Raw genomic sequence first — 20,948 nt, 5'->3', positions numbered from 1 at the left:
CCATAAACGTTCCGTGTCTGTTCTGGACGGAGGGACCGAATGCTCACGCGCAAGCAGCACGAGCTCATCTGCTTCATCGCCGATCGCCTGGCGGAAACGGGCGTGTCGCCCTCGTTCGAGGAGATGAAGGAGGCGCTCGACCTCAAGTCCAAGTCGGGCGTCCACCGCCTGATCAGCGCATTGGAGGAGCGCGGCTTCCTCCGCCGCCTGCCCAACCGCGCCCGCGCGCTCGAGGTCATCAAGATGCCCGAGCGCCCCGAAGCGAAGAAGGCGGCCAAAACCGTCCAGCCCACGGCGCCTTCGCGCCTGCCGCAGCCGGCGAACGACGTGATCGAGATCCCGCTGCACGGCCGCATCGCCGCCGGCGTGCCGATCGAGGCGCTGGAGGGTGCGACGATGCTGCCGGTCCCCGCCGCGCTGCTCGGCGCAGGCGAGCATTATGCATTGGAGGTCGCCGGCGACTCGATGGTCGAGAAGGGTATTCTCGACGGCGACTATGCGCTGATCCGCCGCACCGACGTCGCCCGCGACGGCGACATCATCGTCGCGCTGATCGACGACAATGAGGCGACGCTCAAGACCTTCTACCGTGAAGGCGCGATGGTCCGGCTCGATCCCGCCAACCGCGCCTATGATCCGCAGCGCTACGCCGCGGACCAGGTACGCGTGCAGGGCAAGCTCGCCGGCCTGCTCCGCCGCTACTGACCCGCACCCGAGGCCTGCCGATCGCGAGGCGGCAGGACGGTGGCGGGTCGGATCCAGGGATGGCGGCCGGCGGATGCGGCGACCGTCCTCACCCTGGGCGGATCGAAGGTCAGCGTCACCCCGCCCGACCGCGCCAGGAAGCTGCGGTCGAGCTTCAGCCAGCGTGGCGTACAGCCCTGCGGCAACCGGCGATCGCTGACGACGACGTCCACCGTCCGGCAGGCGGCGATCAGCGGCCGTGGATCGACGAGATACGCCGACCGGGTCGCCAGCACCCGCCACCGCCGCCCGCCCCGTTCCAGCTCCGTCAGGCACAGGTCGATATTGCAGCGCGTACCCGCGACATCGTCGAGCACCGGCAACTCGCCGTCGACGCCTCCGCCTTCGCTCAACACGTCGCGGACATAGTCCCCCGCGCGCTCGCGCAGCAGCGCCAGCCCGCCGCCCTGCGTGCGGATGGCAAGATGCCGCCCATCACCGGTGACGATCAGGTCCGGTGCCGGCGTCGCCAGCGCCCAAGCGGCTCCGAATACGAGTGGCGCCAATCCACACCACCGCCAACGGGTTTTCCACAACATTATCCACAGCCCGCCCGCCACCATTAGCGCGAAGGCGCCCCGCGGCATGGCGGGCAGCGCCGCGACCGCGCCCGGCGCATGGGCAGTGGTCCGGGCGATCCACAGCAGCAGGTCGAGCGCCCGCCCGCACAGCCACCACAGCGGCGCCCCCAGACCGCCGAGATCGAGCAGCAACGCCAACGCCTCGAGCGGCATGACCACGAAGGTGGTGAGCGGGATCGCCACGATATTGGCGAGCGCGCCGTAGAAGCCGGCCTTGTGGAAGTGGAACAGCCCGATCGGCATCAATGCCAGCTCGACGACGATGCCGGTCAGCAGCAGCGAGGCGGATCCTCGCCCGATCCTGCGCCACCGCGCCTCCTCGCGCGGGGCGAACCAGCCGCGCACCCGCCCGCCTTCATGCAGCGCGACGATCGCGGTCACCGCTGCGAACGAAAGCTGGAAGCTGGCGCCCGCCACCGCCTCCGGCCACAGCAGCATCACCGCCAGCGCCCCGGCGGCCACCAGCCGCAGCGTCACCGCCTCGCGCCCCATCGCGAGCGCCGCCAGCACCAGCAGCGCCGCGACGCAGCTTCGGATCGTCGGCACCTCCGCGCCGGTGAGCAGCGTATAGCCGATCGCCGCCACCGCGCCCGCGCCGGCCGCGATCAACGGTAAGCGGAAACGCAACGCCAGCCAGGGACTCAACGCCAGGAGCCGCAGCACCAGCAGCATCGTCGCACCGACGACCGCCGTGATGTGCAGCCCGCTCACCGACAGGAGATGGGCAAGTCCGGACCGGCGCATCGCCTCGGCATCCTCCTCGGGAATGCCGCCCTGATCGCCGGTAGCGAGCGACGCCGCGATGCCTCCGCCCGCCCCCTCGATGCGACTCCGGATATGCGCCGACAGCCGCGCGCGCAGGTCTGTCCCCGGCACGTCACCGGCCTTCACGACCTCCACCGGCGCGAATCCGCGGCCGGTCGCGCCGATGCGATCGAACCACGCAACGCGTGTATAGTCATAAGCCCCAGGCACGGCCGGCCCCGGCGGCGGCATCAGCCGCGCGCGCAGCCGGATCACTGCGCCCCGCGTCAGGCCCTGCGGCACATCGGCCTCGGCCAGGTTCACCCGCACATGCGTCGGCAGCCCGACCGCATCGACCGGCGCTAACCGCAACCGCACCAGCTCACGCGCCGGCAGCGGCTCGACCCGCTCGACACGCGCGGTGAAGCGCGTAATCGCCGGCCGCGCCAGTACCGGCGCCGCAACGCGTTCCGCCCGCCACCACGCCAGGCCGCACCCCAGTGCAACCGCGATCCCGCCGACCAGCAGCGCTCGTCCGGCACGCGCGCCGACCGGCAGCACTACCCCCGCCGCTGCAATGCCGAGCCCGGCCAGCACCACCGCGGTCCACTGTCCGGCATCAGGCAGCGCGAACCAGGCGGCGATCCCCGCCCCCACCGCCACCGGCAGCCACAGGACAAGCTGATCACGCTCCGCCTCCAGCCAGCGCTCGACGGCCGTACCCGCCCCGCCCAGCCAATCGGACACGATTTGGCGCCGCGGAGGGTGCGTGCTAGGGGGCGCGGCGGCTGAGCTGGCCATTGAATTCACAGTCTGGGAGCATGCGCGCTTGGGCGCAACATCGACTTCGGGCGCGGGCGCGTCCGGTTCCGCAATCGTCACCCGCTTCGCCCCGTCGCCGACGGGGTTCCTCCACATCGGCAATGCCCGCACCGGCATGTTCTCGTGGCTCTATGCGCGCCATCACGGCGGCAAGGCGCTGCTCCGCATCGAGGATACCGATAAGGCGCGTTCGACCAAAGAAGCCATCGACGTCATCTTCGACGGTCTCAGCTGGCTCGGCCTCGACTGGGACGACGAGCCGGTGTTCCAGTCGACTCGCGTCGAGCGTCACGCCGAGATCGCGAACGAGCTGGTCGAGAAAGGCGCCGCCTACCGCTGCTACATGACCCAGGAGGAGCTCGCCGAGGCGCGCGCCGCCGCCGAGCGCGAGCGCCGACCGTTCCGCCTCCAGTCCCCCTGGCGCGATGCCGACCCATCCACCGCGCCCGACCGCCCGTTCGTAGTGCGGATCAAGGCCCCGCGCGAGGGCGAGACGGTGATCGAGGACCTGGTGCAGGGCCGAGTCGCGGTCGCCAACGCCGAGCTCGACGACATGATCCTGCTCCGTTCGGACGGCACGCCGACCTATATGCTCGCGGTGGTGGTCGACGATCACGACATGGGCGTGACCCACATCATCCGCGGCGACGATCACCTCAACAACGCCTTCCGCCAGCTCACCATCATTCACGCCATGGGTTGGCCGGAGCCGACCTATGCGCACATCCCGCTGATCCACGGCGGCGACGGCGCCAAGCTGTCGAAGCGCCACGGCGCGCTCGGCGTCGATGCCTATCGCGACGAGCTCGGCGTGCTGCCCGAGGCGCTGTTCAACTATCTGCTCCGCCTCGGCTGGGGCCATGGCGACGACGAGATCATCTCGAAGGAGCAGGCGGTCGCTTGGTTCGACCTCGATGGCGTCGGAAAATCACCGTCGCGGTTCGATCTGAAGAAGCTCGAGAACCTGAACGGTCATTACATCCGCGCCGCAGACGATAGCAGGCTAGCCGATCTGGTTGCCGGACGTCTCGACTTCGAAGTCACGGATTCGCATCGTGAATTGCTGCGCCGCGCCATGCCCGCATTGAAGCCGCGCGCGGCCAATCTCCTCGAATTGGCGGACGGCGCCGCCTTTCTATTTCGCACCCGCCCACTAGGGATTGAGCCCGACGCCGCACCGCTGCTCGAAGGCGAGGCACGCACCGTCCTCGCCCGGGTCCATGCAGCACTTGACGCCGTCGAGAGTTGGAATACGGAGGCGCTCGAAGCGGCGGTCCGCGAGGTCGCCGAGGCCGCGAGCATCAAGCTCGGCGCGGTCGCGCAACCCTTGCGCGCCGCGCTCACCGGTCGACGCACCTCGCCCGGGATCTTCGACGTGCTCGAGCTGCTCGGGCGCGAGGAGAGCCTGGCCCGGATCGCCGATCACATGGCCTGAACACCTGGGCCGGACAGAGAAAAGGACAGCGCGCATGAGCGAAGTCGCCGACAAACCCGCGATCGCGATCGGCAACCACGACTACCCCGTCCGCAAGGGCAGCGTGGGTCCGGATGTGATCGACATCCGCAAGTTCTACGGCGAGTCGGGGATGTTCACCTACGATCCCGGCTTCACCTCGACGGCGAGCTGCGAATCGGCGCTGACCTACATCGACGGCGACGCCGGCGTGCTGCTCCACCGCGGCTATCCGATCGGCCAGCTCGCCGAGCATTCGAGCTTCATGGAGGTCAGCTACCTCCTGCTCAACGGCGAGCTGCCGAGCAAGGACGAGCTCGACAAGTTCACCCACACCATCACCCGTCACACGATGCTGCACGAGCAGCTCGCGACCTTCTACCGCGGCTTCCGCCGCGACGCGCATCCGATGGCGGTGATGTGCGGCGTGGTCGGCGCGCTGTCGGCCTTCTACCACGACTCGACCGACATCACCGATCCGACCCAGCGGATGATCGCCAGCCACCGGCTGATCGCAAAGATGCCGACGATCGCGGCGATGGCGTACAAGTACACGATCGGCCAGCCGTTCCTCTATCCGCAGAACGACCTCTCCTACACCGGCAACTTCCTGCGCATGACCTTCGGCGTGCCGGCAGAGGATTATGTCGTCGATCCGGTGATCGAAAAGGCGATGGACCGGATCTTCATCCTCCATGCCGACCATGAGCAGAACGCCTCGACCTCGACCGTGCGCCTCGCCGGCTCGTCGGGCGCCAATCCCTTCGCCTGCATCGCAGCGGGCATCGCCTGCCTGTGGGGCCCCGCGCACGGCGGCGCCAACGAGGCGGCGCTCAACATGCTGCGCGAGATCGGCAAGCCCGAGCGCATCCCGGAATATATCGCCCGCGCCAAGGACAAGAACGACCCGTTCCGCCTGATGGGCTTCGGCCACCGCGTCTACAAGAACTACGATCCACGCGCGACCGTGATGCAGAAGACGGTGCGCGAGGTGTTCAAGGCGATGAACGTCTCCGACCCGGTATTCGACGTCGCGCTCCAGCTCGAGGAGATCGCGCTCAAGGACGATTACTTCATCGAGAAGAAGCTGTTCCCGAACGTCGATTTCTACTCGGGCGTGATCCTGTCGGCGATCGGTTTCCCGACGACGATGTTCACAGCCCTGTTCGCCCTCGCCCGCACCGTCGGCTGGGTCGCGCAGTGGAACGAGATGATCTCCGATCCCGACCAGAAGATCGGCCGCCCGCGCCAGCTCTATACCGGGCCGACCGAGCGCGATTACGTTCCGATCGACAAGCGCTGATTCCCGTTCCTCTCCGAGCTTGTCTCGGGGAGGGGGACCGCGCGACGCAGTCGCGTGGTGGAGGGGTGGCGCGCAGCGCCGGCTTCGCCGTCGTCCCCTCCACCGCCTTCGGCGGTCCCCCTCCCCAAGCAAGCTTGGGGAGGAATGGAATCACCGCCCCGGCAGCGAAAAAACGAACCGCGCTCCCTGCCCCGGCGCACTGTCGACCAGGATATCGCCACCCATCGCCCGCGCCAGCCGCCGCGAGATATAGAGGCCGAGCCCGCTGCCGCCCGGCTCACTCCCGTCGACCCGCTCAAACTTCTCGAAGATACGCGCCTGGTCCTCGGGGGCGATGCCCTTGCCCTGGTCCGCGACGATCACGCACGCCGCGCTGTCCTGAAGGCCCGACCGCACCCAGACGGTGCCGCCTGCCGGCGAATAGCGCACGGCATTGCCGATCAGGTTGACCATCACCTGCAACGCGCGCCGGAAATCGCCGGTCGCCGGCAGCGCCTCGTCCGCCTCCGGCTTGTCGATATGGACGCGCTGCTCGGCCGCTCGCACGGCGAGCAGCCCCGCCGCACGCCGCGCGACATCGGCCAGGTCGATCGGCTCAGGCTGGATCGTGAAGTCCTCGCGCTCCACCGCCTCCAGATCGACCAGATCGTCGACGAGCCCCAGCAGGTGCCGCCCGGCCGCGGCGATGTCGCCCGCATAATCGGTGTAGCTTGCCGCGAGCGGCCCCTCGATCTCCGCGCTCATGCTGTCGGCATTGGCGATGATCCGCTCGAGAGGCGCTCTCAGCGCACGGCCCAGCTCCGTACCGAAACCCTCCGGAAATGCCGCAGCCGGAGCATCATCATCGGCGGTCACGTCCTCGAGCATATGCGCGACGCCGACGAAACCCGCGAACCGCCCCTGCTGGTCGATCCGCGGCGCCGCCGACAGCCGCACGCGACGCCCGGTGCCGCGCAGCTCCGCCTGCTGACCGTCGAAACGCATCTGCGCCGCGACCGCATTCAGGATCGGAAGGGCACCCTGCTCGTCCTCCGCCAGCACGAACAGGCGATTGAGCGGCTCGCCGAGCGCCGCCGCCGCATCGAAGCCATAGCGCCGCCCCGCATCGGGCTGGAGATAGGTGATCCTGAGAGCCGCATCGGCATCCCACCGCCAGTCGTCTTCGCCCACCACCGGATCGGCGACGGGCAGGACGGCCGGCGCCGGCGCGCGCCACGCCGGCCGCGCATACCATCCGCTTGCGGCGAGCGTGACGCCCTCGGCATCGGGCTCGGCGCGGACCAGCAGGTCGAGATCGTCCGATCCGTCCGCCACCGTCACCTCGCGCGCGATGGCGATGCCGAGCCGCACCGCCAGCCGCGCCAGCGCGGCCAGCTCGGGGATAGGCAGCGGTGCGCCCAGATCGCCACCGGCGCGGCGGACGAGATCGATCAGCCGCGGCTCCGCGCTCGCCAGCCGCCCGTCCGCGTCGATCCGCGCCATCACCGGGACCAGCGTGGTGTCGACCGCGTTCACGGCCGCCCCCCATCGAACGCCGCCAGCGCGGTCCGGAACTCCGGATGCAGCGTCAGCGGCGCGATCGCCCGGCGCGCGCTACGCGGATCGAGGCCGGCGACGACGTCGAGCATGTCGGCAAAACCGTCGAGATCCCGCCGCCCATCGGCCTCGCACAACCGATAGCCGACCCGCGCGATCGCCGGCCGCGGCAGCTCCAGCGCACGCAGCGACAGCCACAGCCGTTCCCCGGTCGGATCAAGCACGATCTCGCGCGCCATCTCATAGTCGACGCCCAGCGCATGGGCGAGAAACGCGGTCATCAGGCTGACGCGTCGATCGCGCAAGGCTTCGTCGAGCAAAGTCGGCAACTCGTCGGCCTGCGCGTCGATCGCCTCGGCAAGCCGCATCGCCGCGGCTTCCAGCCGATCCTGCCCTTCATTGGCCGCGATGTTGCGCAACGCCGCCTCGATCACCGCGCGATCGAGCATCGAGGGCGCATCGCCGGCCGCCGCTGCGGCGGCTTCGCGCAGCGCGGCGGCGACCCACCAGGTCAATCGCCGATGGATCGCCGGCGGCAGGCCGGAGGCGTTCACCACGCCGCCCTCCGCAATCGCGCGACGCTGGCTCTCGCCCGCCAAGACCGCCGTCGCAGCCTCGGCCACGACAGGATCGGTGCTGCCGGTAAGGCGCACGACCAGGCTCGGCGTATCGGGATCGGCCGGCGCTTCGGCGGGCAGCGCCGCGGCGATCAGCTCGCACCGCACCCGCGCCAGGCATTCGCCTACCAGCTCGGGATCGCGCAGCACGCCTGCTCCGGCCAGCCGATCGGCAAGCGCGACGGAGCCGGCCGCCAACGCCTCGGCAAGCCCCGCCTCGCCGCGCCCTATCAGCACCCGCGCCGCATGATCGCGGACGTCCTGCCCGATCGCGGTCGCCAGCGCGTCGACAAGGCCGATCAGCGCGATCCGCGCGCGATCGTCGAGTCGGGTTTCAGGCGCGAGAAAGGCGTCGTCGATGGCCGCACGCAGCGCCCGCCGCCCGCGCGCCTCCGCGCCGGCAGCCCGCGCAAGCAATGCCTGCGCATCGGGGCCGATCGTTCCCGCAATGCCTTCGGAAATCTCCGACATGGCTCTCTGCTATGCCGACTGTCGTTAATGGGGGCCTAAGCCTTTTGCCGGCTGTCCTCAATTGCCCGGGCGAGCGAGGCGAACGCGTAGACGACGGCCGCTACCAATCCCAGCGTCGGATAACCGACGACCACGAACGGCAGCAGCAGCAACGGATAAGCGCCAGGCGTTCCCCACCAGCGCCGCCGCTCGACCTGCACCCGTTCGATGAGCGCGACCAGTCCGATCAGCGTCACCGCCAGCGCGATCCCCGCCGTATCGCCTGACCCGCGCCACGCCGCGAACCCGAGCAGCAACGCGCCAAGCGCCGCCACCGCCCCGATCGCCCGCTCCTGGAGTCGTGCACGGGCATCCTCGCCGCGCAGCCAGCTCAGCATCGACCCGGTCGAGAAGGCCGCGGTCGCAACCACGATCAGCGCCAGCCCCGGCCACGCCATCAGACGGTAGAGCAACACAAGCCCGCCGAGCGTCAGCACGCCCCCCGCCGCCAGCAGCGCCCACCCGGGCACGCTGCGCGCGACGAGCTGCGGCAGCGTCCAGCCGGTGATCGGCGTGAAGACGAAGCGGTCGACCCACGCCGTCCGCCGATCGCCGAGCGCGGCCAGCACCGACTTCGAGCGGCGGAGCAGCGCGGCCGCATTGCGCTCGACACCGTGACGGGTGCGTCCGGTCGCCGGCGGCAGCAACAGCTGCACCGCGCCCGCCTGCGCGGAATGGCGGAGCAGGGTCGACTGGAAATCATAATCCTCCGGCATCACGGCGACGTCCGTGAGCCGCACCGCCGGCACGCGCGCCAGCCCCGCCCAGCTGTGCGAGCTGTCGACCCGCTCCACCCCCGCCGCGCCGTCGTCGCCGTCGCGCGCGACCAGCAGCGCCTCATGAGCCTCGGACGCGATCCATTCGACCACCGCGTCGGTCGTCACCAGCCCGTCGGCAAAGACGATGAGCTGCGAAAGCGGATGCGCCTTGGCCGCCGCCTCGCGCGCGGTGCGCACGACGTCCACCGTCATGCCCTTGCCACCGATGCGGTTGGTCGCGCCGAGCAGCGCCGGCGTCACCCGCGAGACCACGACCAACAGATGCCGGACGCCCACCGCCGCCAGCAGCCGCGCCTGATACTCGATCAGCGTCGATCCGCCGAACGGCAGCGTGGCTGCCAGCGTGCCGGGCTGGTCCTCCGCATCTTCGGTCGCAAAAATCAGGCCGGCGAGCATGGCTGAGCCGATAGGGAAGCGTTGCGTCCGACGCAATTCGCCAGCGTCAGTACCGCAAATGGGCGCGCCGTTCCGCGCTCCATGCTTCCTCGTCAGGCACCGTCAGCGCATCAAGATCGCCCGGCGCCGCCGCGGCATCGTCCACCCATTCGCGCAACGCCGGACCGCCGTTGATCACGTCGATCGCCAGCTTGTCGAACACATATTCATAGGGAAAGTCACGCCACAGATCGTAGTCCGGATAGAGCCGCCGGATCGCCTTGAACCCCAAGGCCTGCACCCGCCACGGCCGGAAGCTCGGATGATCATAGTCCGGCCCCTCGGCATGGATGAACACGCCCGAGCAGAGCTGCCCGACATGCTTGTGAAAGGTCGGCTGGAACCAGATATCCCGCAACGTGCAGCCGTTCAGCCAGTCGGGCGCGAGGCGGCGCATCTCGGCGATCACCGCGCGCGCATCGATGTCCGGCGCACCGAACAGCTCCAGCGGCCGGGTGGTGCCGCGCCCCTCGGACAGCGTCGCGCCCTCCACCATTACCGTACCGGCATAGGCACGCGCCATGTTGACGTTGGCGGCATTGGGGCTCGGGTTGATCCAGGGCCGCTCGGGCGGCCAGCCGAAGCCGGGCGCCGCATCGGGCTGCCAGCCTTCCATCTCGATCACGCGATAGTCGACGTCCAGGCCGAAGTGCCGGATGAACCAGTCGCCCATCTCGCCGAGCGTCAGCCCGTGCCGCATCGGCATCGGCCCCGCCCCGACGAAGCTCTCCCACCCTGGCCGCAGCATCAGCCCCTCGACCGGGCGCCCCACGGGATTGGGCCGATCGAGCACCCATACCGACTTGCCGTGCTCGGCCGCCGCCTCGAGCACATAGAGCAGCGTCGTGACGAAGGTGTAGATGCGGCAGCCGACATCCTGCAGGTCGACCAGCATCACGTCGAAGGTGTGCATCGACTGCCCGGTCGGCCGCCGCACCTCGCCATAGAGGCTGAACACCGGCATCCCGTAAGTGGGATCGGTGAAGTCGGGCGACTCCATCATATTGTCCTGGAGGTCGCCCCGCACCCCATGCTGCGGCCCGAACACCGCCGAGACGTTCAGCCCCGCCGCCACCAGCGCGTCGAGCGAATGGGTGAGGTCCGCCGTCACCGAGGCGGGATGCGCGAGCAGCGCGACGCGCCTGCCCTCCAGCGGCTTGCGCAGCTCGGGGTCGGCGAGCAGGCGATCGATACCGAATTTCATGGCTCGTCTGCTGCCGAGAGTTCGAGGGCGAAGCAAGCGTCGTCGTGGAAATCGGGCTTTTCCGGCGGATGCGCGAGCGCCCAATAGGATTTGGTGCCGTTCTGCTCCTCGACGACGGCGGTCAGGGCGACGCGCCAGTCGCCCGCCGGCAGGCCACCGAGATCGACGGTCACGCGGATGCCATCCTCGATCGGTTCGATGGTCGGCGCCGCCAGCGGCTGGTCGCGCATCCCATCGCGATACCCGTCGAAGCGATACGCCGCCCATTGCGTGGAGGGCGAGAAGTTGAGCTCGAAATATTCCTCTCCATCCTCCGGCTTCACGAACAGCTCGAAACAGGTGAACCGCCACAACCCGTCGGTGCGGACCGGCTCCGCGGCGGACGGAACCCGGATCGAACCACCGACGACTCGATAGGCAAGCGCACTGATCCCGCGCCGGATGTCCGCCTCCACCTGGACAGTATCCACCCGGTCAGGCGGTGATGCGGGATGGGGGATCAACTTCATGGACATAGCGCTAGACCGGGAGCGCCGTGGTGCCAATGCGTGCCTCCTTTTCAATCCTCCCCCGCCAGGGGGAGGTGGCACGCGGAGCGTGACGGAGGGGGAGGAAGCACGCCGATAATGGCTCGCCGTCCTCCCCCTCCGTCAGCCTACGGCTGACACCTCCCCCTGGCGGGGGAGGATTTGCATAGCCGTTCGTCCTATCGCAGCCCGCCGCTCGCGACGAGCTTCTCGCCCGTCAGCCAACGCGCGTCGTCCGAGGCCAGGAAGACCGCGATATCCGCGATATCGTCGGGCTGGCCGATCCGGCCGAGTGGAGTCTGCGCGACGAAGCCGCTCTCCAGCTCCGATCCGATGACGCCCGCGGTATGCGTGCCCTCGGTCTCCACCACGCCCGGGTTGATCGCGTTGACGCGGATCTTGCGGGGGCCGAGCTCGTTGGCCAGTACGCCGGTGATCGCGTCCACCGCGCCCTTGGTGCCGGTATAGACGGCGGAGTTCGGCATCAGCACGCTGGTGACCGCCGAAGAGATGTTGATCACGCTGCCGCGCTCGCCGAGATGCTTTGCGGCCGCGCCCGTGGTCAGCAGCAGGCCGAGCACATTGACGTCGAACATTTTGCGATAATGGTCCTCGGTCACCTCCTCGATCGCCGCGAAGTCGTAGACGCCCGAATTGTTGACCAGCACGTCCAGCCGGCCGAAGCTGCTCACCGCAGCATCGATCAGGCCCTGGGCCTGGTCCGCCTTCGACACGTCGGCCTGTACCGCGATCGCCTTCCCGCCCGCTGCGGTGATGTCCGCGACCAGCGCATCCGCTCCGGCCTTGCTCGATGCATAGTTCACCACGACTGCGGCGCCCGCGGCGGCCAGCGCCCGGGCGATGCCGGCGCCGATACCCTTGGATGCTCCGGTGACGACCGCGACCTTGCCTGCAAGTTTCGACATGACTTCAATTCCTCATGGGCCGGTCGCCGGAATGGCGCCTTACTCCCATAGTTCGGAAATCTGGAACTGTTGAACTCACCTTCAAGACCCCCTAACTAAAAAAACCATGCGGCCGCTGTTTCACCCTTCGATCGACGACGTGCCGGTGGAGGCGATCCTCCACGCGCTCTCCGATCCGGAGCGCGTAGCCATTTTTGCCCGGATCGCCGGGAACGGCTGCGCTCCGACCTGCTCGGCCTTCGCCAACATCGGTGACCGCGTGATCCCGAAGTCGTCGCTCTCCCACCATTTCAAGCTGCTGCGCGAGGCCGGGCTGATCCGGTCCGAGCGGCAGGGTGTCGAGGTACGCAACACCTCGCGCTGCACGGAGGTGGATGCGCGCTTTCCCGGCCTGATCTCCGCCATTCTCGCCGCTTATGCGAAGAATGATCCAATGGCGCAGGCGGGGTCCGAACCGACACGGGGCTGACGCACGCGCGCGCATTGGCTATGCGGCGCGCATCATGACCGATTTCCAGTCCGACCTGCTCCGCCTGCTCTCGACGCGCGGCTACATCCACCAGCTCACCGATGCCGAGGGCCTCGACGCCCTCGCCGCCAAGCAGGTGGTGCCGGGCTATATCGGCTTCGATCCCACCGCGCCGTCGCTGCATGTCGGCAGCCTCGTCCAGATCATGCTGCTGCGTCGTCTCCAGCAGACCGGGCACAAGCCGATCGTGCTGATGGGCGGCGGCACCGGCAAGATCGGCGACCCGAGCTTCAAGGACGAAGCGCGCAAGCTGATGACGGAGGAGGTGATCGCCGGAAACGTCGCCTCGATCCGCCGCATCTTCGAGCGATTCCTGACCTTCGCGCCTGAAGGGGAATCGGGGGGCCCGACCGACGCGATCATGGTCGACAATGCCGAATGGCTCGACCGGCTCGAATATATCCCCTTCCTGCGCGAGGTCGGGCAGCATTTCTCGATCAACCGGATGCTGAGCTTCGATTCGGTCAAGCTCCGGCTCGATCGCGAGCAATCGCTGAGCTTCCTCGAGTTCAACTACATGATCCTGCAGGCCTATGACTTCATGGAGCTGTCGCGGCGTGCCAGCTGCCGGCTGCAGATGGGCGGGTCGGACCAGTGGGGCAACATCGTCAACGGCATCGAGCTCGCCCGCCGCATGGACGGGACCGATGTCTATGGCGTCACCACGCCGCTCATCACCACCGCGGACGGCGGCAAGATGGGCAAGACCATGGCCGGCGCGGTGTGGCTGCACGAGGACCAGCTGCCGCACTTCGATTACTGGCAGTTCTGGCGCAACACCGACGACCGCGACGTCGGCCGTTTCCTTCGCCTGTTCACCGACCTGCCGCTCGACGAGATCGCCCGGCTGGAGGCGTTGGAAGGCGCCGAGATCAACGAGGCCAAGAAGATCCTCGCTACCGAAGCCACCGCCATGTGCCGCGGCCGCGCCGCCGCCGAGGAGGCGGCCGAGACGGCGCGCAAGACCTTCGAGGAAGGCGCTGCCGGCGACGCGCTGCCGAGTCTCACGGTTTCGGGCGACGGCATCGGCATCGTCGACGCGCTGGTGGGCCTCGGCTTCTGCGCGTCCAAGGGCGAGGCGCGGCGGCTGATCGCCGGCGGCGGCGCCCGGGTCGAGGGCGAGAAGGTCGCGGACGAAACATTCGTCGTCAGCGTCGGCAATGGCCAGGTCCGCATCTCGGCGGGCAAGAAGCACCACGGGCTGCTCGTCGCCGGCTAAAGGGGGGCGCAACACCTCGTTAAGTAGCTTTATTGCAGAGCTTTTCATGTCTGCCGGGCTAGATGGGCCCGCCAGCGGGGAAGCGGATATGACGATCGGGAACCTGGCCTATGCCGACGAACGGATGGTGGCCCGCGACGAGGTCCATCACCGCGCCCGCGCCGGCACCGCCGACGGCCGCTCGCTCCCGCTGCTGATCGTCAACATCTCGCCCCACGGCATGATGGCGCGCTGCGAGACCGAGATCGCCGTCGGTGAGCGGCTGCGGCTGGTGCTGCCGATGGTGGGGTCTGTGGTGAGCGAGGTCCGCTGGTCGCTCGGCGGCCGCATCGGCTGCCTGTTCGAGAGGCCGATCAGGGCCGCCGCCTATTACGAGCTGATCGCGGTGCTGGTGAAACAGAGCTGACCAAATCCTCCCCGGCACGGGGAGGGGGACCATGCGAAGCATGGTGGAGGGGGCTCGCCGCAAGCGAGTCCGGCGCCGAGGCCCCCCTCCACCACCGCCTTCGGCGGCGGTCCCCCTCCCCGTGCCGGGGAGGATTTGGTAGCTACCCTGCCCGCAGCAATCCCACCGCCGCGTCGCGCTCGAACAGATAGAGCGCGATCCGCGCCGCCTGGCCACGTTCGCCCTCGAGCCCGCCGTCGCGGTCGACCAGCAGGCGCGCGTCGCCGTTGGCCATGCCGATCAGCTCGGCGAACGTCTCCGGCGGGGCAAGGCGGAACTGCTGCTCGCCCGACTGGCGCGTTCCCAGCATCTCGCCGGCGCCGCGCAGCCTGAGGTCCTCCTCGGCAATCCGGAAACCGTCGTTGGTCTCCCGCATCAGCGCCAGCCGCGCCCGGGAAGTCTCGCCGAGCGGCCCCGCCGTCCGCAGCAGCAGGCACACCGACCGTCCGCCGCCCCGCCCCACGCGCCCGCGCAGCTGGTGGAGCTGCGCGAGTCCGAACCGGTCGGCATGCTCGATCACGATCAGTGTCGCGTTGGGCACGTCGACGCCGACCTCGATCACCGTCGTCGCCACCAGCACCGCGACCTGGCCCGCGGCGAAGCGCGCCATCACCGCGTCCTTCTCCGGCCCCTTCATCCGGCCGTGGACCAGCCCGACGCGATCGCCGAACCGCGCCTGCAAAGCCGCCGCCCGCGCTTCGGCGGCAGCGAGATCGCTCTTCTCGCTCTCCTCGACCAACGGACAAACCCAATAAGCCTGCCCTTCATTCGACAAGTGCCGCGCCAGCGCATCCACCACCTCGTCGAGCCGATCGTCCGAGATCACCCGCGTCTCGATCGGCTGGCGTCCCGGCGGCATCTCGTCGAGCCGGCTCACGTCCATCTCGCCGTACTGCGCCAGCGTCAGCGTGCGCGGGATCGGCGTCGCGGTCATCACCAGCAGGTGCGGCGGCCGCTCGGCCTTGGCCTGGAGCATCATCCGCTGGGCGACGCCGAAGCGATGCTGCTCGTCGACCACCACCAGCCCCAGCTTCCGGTAGCTCACCCCTTCCTGGAAGATCGCATGCGTGCCCACCAGGATGTCGATCGATCCGTCGGCGAGCCCCATCAGCGTCGCCTCCCGAGCCCGCCCCTTGTCGCGCCCGGTGAGGATCGCGACCGACACCGGCAGCCCGGCAAGCATCCGCTGCAACGTCTCGAAATGCTGCCGCGCGAGGATCTCGGTCGGCGCCAGCAACGCCCCCTGCGCCCCCGCCTCGGCCGCGATCAGCAGCGCCATCAGCGCCACCAGCGTCTTGCCCGATCCGACGTCGCCCTGCAGCAGCCGCAGCATCGGCTGCGCCTGCGCCATGTCCCCCTCGATCTCGGCGATCGTGCGGGCCTGTGCGCCGGTCGGGGCATAAGGCAGACGCAGCTGCTGCCTGAGACGCCCCTCGCCTACCAGCGGCACGCCGCGTTTCGAGCGCGCCTCGCCCCGCACCAGCAGCAGCGCAAGCTGGTTGGCGAACACCTCGTCATAGGCGAGCCGCTCGCGCGCCTTCGCATCGGCGGGATCGGCATGGATGCGCGCCAGCGCCTCCTTCCACCCGGGCCAGCCGCGCGTCGCCTTGAGGCTCGGCTCGATCCATTCGGGCAGATCCGGCGCCCGCTCCACCGCCTGTGCCGCCAGCGCCGCGAGCCGGCGCGAGGTCATGCCTTCGGTCAGCGGATAGATCGCCTCGCGCTCCCCCGCCGCCGGTGCTTCCTCGAGCGGCACGACATAGTCGGGATGGACGATCTGCAGCTCCTGGCCATAAGTCTCGAGCTTGCCCGACACCCGCCGGGGTTCATTGAGGGGCAGCAGCTTCTTCACCCACGCCGAGCTGCCGCCGAAATAGACGAGGCTCACGTAATTGCCCCCGGCGTCCACCGCCTGCACCCGCGCCGGGCTGCGCGCGCTGCCGCCCATGCGGTAGGAGACCGGGGTCAGCGTGATCGCGATCACCCGTCCGGCATCTGCGACATCCAGCTCCTCGCGCGGCAGCCGGTCGATCCACCCTGTCGGCAGGTGGAAGGCGACATCGACCACCCGCGCGATCCCCAGCCGTTCCAAGGGCTTGGCAAGCCCGGCCCCCACGCCCTTGAGGACGGTCACTTCGGCGAACAGCGGGTTGAGGATGGCGGGACGCATGGCTATCTCGCCATCTCTACCCATCGCCGACCGCTCCGACCAGCGCTGCCGGCCATTCGTCGTTGGAGTCTCATGGACCGCGAACACCGCCTCAAGCGCCTGCGCTTCCGCGCCTGGCACCGCGGCACCAAGGAAGCCGACCTGATGATCGGCGGCTTCTTCGACGCCCACGCCACCGGCTGGAGCGACGCCGACATCGCCTGGTTCGAGGCGTTCCTGGAGGAGCAGGACGTTGACATCATGGCCTGGGCGATGGGCACGCAGCCGGTCCCCGAGCGCTGGCAGGGGGAGATGATGACCGCACTCAAGACCCTCAGTTACGTTCCGATCGCGAGATAGCCAAAGCCCCTCCCCTTCAGGGGAGGGGTTGGGGTGGGGCCTGGCCGCAAGCCAATCGCCAGTTGCACCGCCCCACCTCTAACCCCTCCCCTGAAGGGAGGGGCGAAAGAAGTGAAATGTCCGACCTCAATAAAATCCTCTCCGCCAGATCCCCCCTCACCCTCGCCGGCGTGGCGACCGGGTTCCAGCCGGTGCTGCTCGCCGATCTCGCCCGCGCGGCCAAGGGCGGTGCGGTGTTCATCGTCCCCGACGAAGCGGCGATGCGCGAGGTCGCGGCAACCGCGCCCTTCTTCGCGCCGGAGCTGGAGATACTGACCTTCCCGGCCTGGGACTGCCTGCCCTACGACCGCGCCTCGCCGACGCTGAGGATGATGTCGGAGCGGCTGGCGACGCTCCACGCGCTCCAGCAGCCGGCGAAGGCGCCCCGCCTCCTCGTCACCACCGCCAACGCCGCCGCCCAGCGCACCCTCACCCCGTTCCGCATCCGCCAGCTCGTCGCCAGGCTTGCCCCAGGCGAACGCATCTCGCTCGACCGCCTGACCGCCCTCCTCCAGGCTAACGGCTATGTCCGCACCGAAACCGTCGCGGACGCGGGCGAGTTCGCCGTCCGCGGCGGCCTGGTCGACCTCTTCCCCTCGGGCGCCGAGCAGGGCCTGCGCCTCGATTTCTTCGGCGACGAGATCGAGACGGTGCGCACCTTCGATCCCGCCACGCAGCGCACCACCGGCACCGTCCCGGGCTTCACCCTCCTCCCCGCCTCCGAAGCGCTGCTCGACGAGGACTCGATCAAGCGCTTCCGCACCCGCTACCGCGAGAAGTTCGGCGCCACCGCCACCGGCGACCCGCTCTACGAGGCGGTGAGCGACGGCCGCCGCCTCGCCGGCATGGAGCATTGGCTGCCGCTGTTCGAGGAGCGGCTGGAGACGCTGTTCGATCATCTGCCGGACGGCGCCGTCGTGGTCCGCGACACCGGCGTTTCCGGCGCCGCCGAAGCGCGATTCGAGGCGATCGCCGATTATCATGCCAATCGTATGCGCGCCGCCGGCGCCGAGCCAGGCAGCTACCGCCCGCTCGCTCCCGACGCGCTGTACCTGACGTCGGAGGAATGGGCCGAGGCGCTGAAAGCCACGCCCGCGCATGTCGCCACCCCCTTCCACGAGCCCGAGAGCGCGACCGTCCTCGAATTCAACGTCGACGGCCCCCGCGACTTCGCGCCCGAGCGGTCGGGCGGCAAGAATGTCTACGAGGCGGTCGTCGCCCACCTCGCCAATGTGAAAGCGGCGGGCCGCAAGACGGTCCTCGCCAGCTATTCCCAGGGTTCGCGCGAGCGCCTCAAGGGGCTGCTTGAAGACCATGATCTCAAGGGCCTCCGCCTCGTCGACAGCTGGCAGGAAGCGCAGGCGGCGGGCGACAAGGGCACCGCCCTGATCGTCCTCCCGCTCGACCACGGCTTCACCGCGCCCGATGTCGCGCTACTCACCGAACAGGACATGCTCGGCGACCGCCTCGTCCGCCGGCAGAAGCGCCGCAAGTCGGCCGACGCCTTCCTCGCCGAGCTCGCCACGCTGTCGCCCGGCGACCTCGTCGTCCACGTCGACCATGGCATCGGCCGTTACGAAGGGCTGACGCAGATCCCGGTGCAACGGGCGCCGCACGATTGCGTCGCGCTCACCTATGCCGGCGGCGACAAGCTCTACGTGCCGGTCGAGAACCTCGAGGTGCTGAGCCGCTACGGCTCCAGCGAAGAAGGCGCCGCCCTCGACCGCCTCGGCGGCGAGGCGTGGCAGCGCCGCAAGGCGCGGATGAAGGAGCGCATCCGCGAGATCGCGGGCGAGCTCATCAAGACCGCCGCCGAACGCGCGCTGCGCCCCGCCGAGGTCGCCGAGCCCGACGCCACCGGCTTCGCGACCTTCGTCGACCGCTTCCCCTATCAGGAGACGGACGACCAGGACCGCGCCATCGCCGATGCGCTGGAAGACCTGTCCGCCGGCAAGCCGATGGACCGGCTGATCGTCGGCGACGTCGGCTTCGGCAAGACCGAGGTCGCGCTGCGCGCCGCCTTCGTCGCGGCGATGGCGGGAATGCAGGTGGCGGTGGTGTGCCCGACCACTTTGCTCGCCCGCCAGCACTACAACAACTTCCGCGAACGCTTCGAAGGCTTCCCGATCGAGATCGGCCGCCTCTCCCGCCTCGTCCCCGCCAATGAGGCCAAGGCGGTCAAGGAAGGACTCACCTCGGGCAAGATCGACATCGTCGTCGGCACCCATGCGCTCCTCGCCAAGGGCATCGAGTTCAAGCGGCTCGGTCTCGTCATCGTCGACGAGGAGCAGCGCTTCGGCGTCACCCACAAGGAACGGCTGAAGGCGCTCAAGACCGACGTCCACGTCCTGACCCTCACCGCCACCCCGATCCCGCGCACCCTGCAGATGGCGATGTCCGGCCTGCGTGAGCTGTCGGTGATCCAGACCCCGCCGGTCGATCGCCTCGCGGTGCGCACCTATGTCATGCCCTGGGACCCGGTCGTGCTGCGCGAGGCGCTGCTGCGCGAACATTATCGCGGCGGCCAGAGCTTCGTCGTCACCCCGCGCATCGCCGACCTGCCCGACATCGAGGAGTTCCTGCGCGAGGCGGTGCCTGAGGTCCGCTACGTCGTCGCCCATGGCCAGATGTCCCCGACCGAGGTCGAGGAGCGGATGTCGGCCTTCTACGACAAGAAGTTCGAGGTGCTGGTCTCGACCACCATCATCGAGAGCGGGATCGACATCCCCTCCGCCAACACGATGATCGTCAACCGTGCCGACCGCTTCGGCCTCGCCCAGCTCTATCAGCTCCGCGGCCGCGTCGGCCGGGCGAAAACGCGCGCCTACGCCTATCTCACCACGCCGCCCGAACGGCTGATGACCGAGGCGGCGGAAAAGCGGCTCAAGGTGCTCTCCGACCTCGAATCGCTCGGCGCCGGTTTCCAGCTCGCCAGCCACGATCTCGACATCCGCGGCGCCGGCAACCTGCTCGGCGACGAGCAGTCCGGCCATATCAAGGAGGTCGGCTACGAACTCTACCAGTCGATGCTGGAGGAGGCGATCCTCGAAGCCCGCGCCGGCGGAGCGCTCCAGCGCCCCACCGATTTCAGCCCCCAGATCACCATCGACGCGCCGATCCTGATTCCGGACGTCTACGTCCCCGATCTCGACCTGCGCATGGGCCTCTACCGCCGCCTCAACGAGATCGACGAGGTCGCCGGGCTGGAGGCGTTCGCCGCCGAGATGATCGACCGCTTCGGCAAACTCCCCGACGAGACCGAGAACCTGCTGCGCCTCATGGAGATCAAGCTCAACGCCAAGCACGCCTGCGTCGCCAAGATCGACGTCGGCCCCAAGGGCGCGCTGGTGAGCTTCCACGAGGACAGGTTCCCCAACATCGACGGCCTGCTCGCCTATGTCGCGCGCCTCGGCGACACCGCAAAGCTGCGCCCCGATCATCGCCTCGTTATCAACCGTGCCTGGGCCGACCCGAAGGCGCGGCTCAACGGCGCGCTCCAGCTCTCGCGCGGGCTGGCGAAGGCGGCGGGTTAGGCGGGGGGATTCAGAACCGCGGGGAAGGTGGCCTTCTTCAATCCTCCCCCGCCAGGGGGAGGTGGCACGCGAAGCGTGACGGAGGGGGAGGAAGCACATCGATAGCGGATCGCCGTCCTCCCCCTCCGTCAGCCTGTGGCTGACACCTCCCCCTGGCGGGGGAGGATTGACTGGCAGCACGGCCCTGGAACGGGCGGCCACGAACTCTTCGCCCTGGCTTGCAATGTAGGATTTCGCCTGCTTGGCTTACCGAGCCCGGTGCCGCTGCGGCACTGGCCTGCTCTTTGAGTTCGTAGATCCTGTCCAAGTCGCGTCGGCGCCGCGTCCCTGTCGCGTCCCTGTCGCGTCCCTGTCGCGTCCCTGTCGCGTCCCTGTCGCGTCCCTGTCGCGTCCCTGTCGCGTCCCTGTCGCGTCCCTGTCGCGTCCCTGTCGCGTCCCTGTCGCGTCCCTGTCGCGTCCCTGTCGCGTCCCTGTCGCGTCCCTGTCGCGTCCC

General features: G+C 69.1%; 16 protein-coding genes. 8 read left to right on the top strand and 8 right to left on the bottom strand.

Going from position 1 to position 20,948, the window contains the following annotated elements:
* Nucleotides 1-39: 39 nt before the first annotated feature.
* Entirely contained in the window at nucleotides 40-705 is a 666-nt protein-coding gene (gene lexA / locus LZK98_RS10535; RefSeq protein WP_233782264.1) for a transcriptional repressor LexA, read from the top strand.
* Here the strand turns inward: lexA and LZK98_RS10530 are convergent.
* Entirely contained in the window at nucleotides 699-2,870 is a 2,172-nt protein-coding gene (locus LZK98_RS10530; protein ID WP_233782263.1) for a ComEC/Rec2 family competence protein, read from the bottom strand. The two genes, lexA and LZK98_RS10530, sit on opposite strands and share 7 nt — an antisense overlap.
* A gap of 28 nt (nucleotides 2,871-2,898) precedes the next feature.
* Here LZK98_RS10530 and gltX point away from each other — a divergent pair, with 28 nt between their 5' ends.
* Both gltX and LZK98_RS10520 read left to right on the top strand, forming a co-directional pair.
* Nucleotides 2,899-4,326 (top strand): glutamate--tRNA ligase, encoded by a 1,428-nt coding sequence (gltX, locus tag LZK98_RS10525; RefSeq protein WP_233782262.1) that lies wholly within the window; start codon nucleotides 2,899-2,901, stop codon nucleotides 4,324-4,326.
* Nucleotides 4,327-4,360: 34 nt separating this feature from the next.
* Nucleotides 4,361-5,647 carry a citrate synthase gene (locus tag LZK98_RS10520; RefSeq protein ID WP_233782261.1) on the top strand — a complete coding sequence of 429 codons (1,287 nt, stop codon included), beginning with the start codon at nucleotides 4,361-4,363 and terminating at the stop codon, nucleotides 5,645-5,647.
* Nucleotides 5,648-5,797: 150 nt separating this feature from the next.
* On the opposite strand, the gene LZK98_RS10515 is transcribed toward LZK98_RS10520, so the two are convergent.
* The 6 genes from LZK98_RS10515 to LZK98_RS10490 form a co-directional block, all read right to left on the bottom strand.
* Nucleotides 5,798-7,162, bottom strand: a complete 1,365-nt coding sequence (locus tag LZK98_RS10515) for a sensor histidine kinase (RefSeq protein ID WP_319937484.1) — start codon at nucleotides 7,160-7,162, stop codon at nucleotides 5,798-5,800.
* Entirely contained in the window at nucleotides 7,159-8,271 is a 1,113-nt protein-coding gene (locus tag LZK98_RS10510) for a DUF2336 domain-containing protein (protein WP_233782260.1), read from the bottom strand. Before LZK98_RS10510 ends, LZK98_RS10515 begins: the two co-directional genes overlap by 4 nt.
* A gap of 35 nt (nucleotides 8,272-8,306) precedes the next feature.
* Entirely contained in the window at nucleotides 8,307-9,485 is a 1,179-nt protein-coding gene (locus tag LZK98_RS10505) for a hypothetical protein (protein ID WP_233782259.1), read from the bottom strand.
* A gap of 46 nt (nucleotides 9,486-9,531) precedes the next feature.
* Nucleotides 9,532-10,728 carry an exo-beta-N-acetylmuramidase NamZ family protein gene (locus LZK98_RS10500; protein WP_233782258.1) on the bottom strand — a complete coding sequence of 399 codons (1,197 nt, stop codon included), beginning with the start codon at nucleotides 10,726-10,728 and terminating at the stop codon, nucleotides 9,532-9,534.
* Nucleotides 10,725-11,237, bottom strand: a complete 513-nt coding sequence (locus LZK98_RS10495; RefSeq protein WP_233782257.1) for a DOMON-like domain-containing protein — start codon at nucleotides 11,235-11,237, stop codon at nucleotides 10,725-10,727. The genes LZK98_RS10500 and LZK98_RS10495 overlap by 4 nt, the downstream gene beginning before the upstream one ends.
* A 197-nt stretch (nucleotides 11,238-11,434) precedes the next feature.
* Nucleotides 11,435-12,181, bottom strand: coding sequence for a glucose 1-dehydrogenase (locus LZK98_RS10490; protein WP_233782256.1), 747 nt, complete (start codon nucleotides 12,179-12,181; stop codon nucleotides 11,435-11,437).
* A 106-nt stretch (nucleotides 12,182-12,287) separates the two neighbouring features.
* Here LZK98_RS10490 and LZK98_RS10485 point away from each other — a divergent pair, with 106 nt between their 5' ends.
* The 3 genes from LZK98_RS10485 to LZK98_RS10475 all read left to right on the top strand — a co-directional run bounded on the left by LZK98_RS10485 (nucleotide 12,288) and on the right by LZK98_RS10475 (nucleotide 14,335).
* Nucleotides 12,288-12,650, top strand: coding sequence for an ArsR/SmtB family transcription factor (locus LZK98_RS10485; protein WP_233782255.1), 363 nt, complete (start codon nucleotides 12,288-12,290; stop codon nucleotides 12,648-12,650).
* Nucleotides 12,651-12,684: 34 nt separating this feature from the next.
* Nucleotides 12,685-13,929: a tyrosine--tRNA ligase gene (gene tyrS / locus LZK98_RS10480; RefSeq protein ID WP_233782254.1), complete on the top strand. Its 1,245-nt coding sequence runs from the start codon at nucleotides 12,685-12,687 to the stop codon at nucleotides 13,927-13,929.
* An 88-nt stretch (nucleotides 13,930-14,017) separates the two neighbouring features.
* The gene (locus LZK98_RS10475; RefSeq protein ID WP_233782253.1) at nucleotides 14,018-14,335 is read left to right on the top strand and encodes a PilZ domain-containing protein; all 318 of its coding nucleotides are present in this window, start codon (nucleotides 14,018-14,020) and stop codon (nucleotides 14,333-14,335) included.
* A 142-nt stretch (nucleotides 14,336-14,477) separates the two neighbouring features.
* Here LZK98_RS10475 and recG read toward each other — a convergent pair whose 3' ends face one another.
* Nucleotides 14,478-16,544 carry an ATP-dependent DNA helicase RecG gene (gene recG / locus LZK98_RS10470; protein ID WP_233782252.1) on the bottom strand — a complete coding sequence of 689 codons (2,067 nt, stop codon included), beginning with the start codon at nucleotides 16,542-16,544 and terminating at the stop codon, nucleotides 14,478-14,480.
* Nucleotides 16,545-16,616: 72 nt separating this feature from the next.
* Between recG and LZK98_RS10465 the strand changes: the two genes are divergently transcribed.
* Nucleotides 16,617-16,883, top strand: a complete 267-nt coding sequence (locus tag LZK98_RS10465) for an FAD assembly factor SdhE (protein WP_233782251.1) — start codon at nucleotides 16,617-16,619, stop codon at nucleotides 16,881-16,883.
* A 116-nt stretch (nucleotides 16,884-16,999) separates the two neighbouring features.
* Nucleotides 17,000-20,455: a transcription-repair coupling factor gene (mfd, locus tag LZK98_RS10460; RefSeq protein WP_233782250.1), complete on the top strand. Its 3,456-nt coding sequence runs from the start codon at nucleotides 17,000-17,002 to the stop codon at nucleotides 20,453-20,455.
* Nucleotides 20,456-20,948 lie beyond the last annotated feature (493 nt).

The organism is Sphingomonas cannabina (assembly GCF_021391395.1).
GTDB lineage: Bacteria > Pseudomonadota > Alphaproteobacteria > Sphingomonadales > Sphingomonadaceae > Sphingomonas > Sphingomonas cannabina.
This window is presented reverse-complemented; position numbering and strand designations above follow the sequence as displayed.

Coding starts and splice junctions, on each gene's coding strand:
- lexA (WP_233782264.1), top strand. CDS start 40: ATGCTCACGCGCAAGCAGCACGAGCTCATCTGCTTCATCGCCGATCGC.
- LZK98_RS10530 (WP_233782263.1), bottom strand. CDS start 2,870: ATGGCCAGCTCAGCCGCCGCGCCCCCTAGCACGCACCCTCCGCGGCGC.
- LZK98_RS10520 (WP_233782261.1), top strand. CDS start 4,361: ATGAGCGAAGTCGCCGACAAACCCGCGATCGCGATCGGCAACCACGAC.
- LZK98_RS10510 (WP_233782260.1), bottom strand. CDS start 8,271: ATGTCGGAGATTTCCGAAGGCATTGCGGGAACGATCGGCCCCGATGCG.
- LZK98_RS10505 (WP_233782259.1), bottom strand. CDS start 9,485: ATGCTCGCCGGCCTGATTTTTGCGACCGAAGATGCGGAGGACCAGCCC.
- LZK98_RS10500 (WP_233782258.1), bottom strand. CDS start 10,728: ATGAAATTCGGTATCGATCGCCTGCTCGCCGACCCCGAGCTGCGCAAG.
- LZK98_RS10495 (WP_233782257.1), bottom strand. CDS start 11,237: ATGAAGTTGATCCCCCATCCCGCATCACCGCCTGACCGGGTGGATACT.
- LZK98_RS10490 (WP_233782256.1), bottom strand. CDS start 12,181: ATGTCGAAACTTGCAGGCAAGGTCGCGGTCGTCACCGGAGCATCCAAG.
- LZK98_RS10485 (WP_233782255.1), top strand. CDS start 12,288: ATGCGGCCGCTGTTTCACCCTTCGATCGACGACGTGCCGGTGGAGGCG.
- tyrS (WP_233782254.1), top strand. CDS start 12,685: ATGACCGATTTCCAGTCCGACCTGCTCCGCCTGCTCTCGACGCGCGGC.
- LZK98_RS10475 (WP_233782253.1), top strand. CDS start 14,018: ATGACGATCGGGAACCTGGCCTATGCCGACGAACGGATGGTGGCCCGC.
- recG (WP_233782252.1), bottom strand. CDS start 16,544: ATGCGTCCCGCCATCCTCAACCCGCTGTTCGCCGAAGTGACCGTCCTC.
- LZK98_RS10465 (WP_233782251.1), top strand. CDS start 16,617: ATGGACCGCGAACACCGCCTCAAGCGCCTGCGCTTCCGCGCCTGGCAC.
- mfd (WP_233782250.1), top strand. CDS start 17,000: ATGTCCGACCTCAATAAAATCCTCTCCGCCAGATCCCCCCTCACCCTC.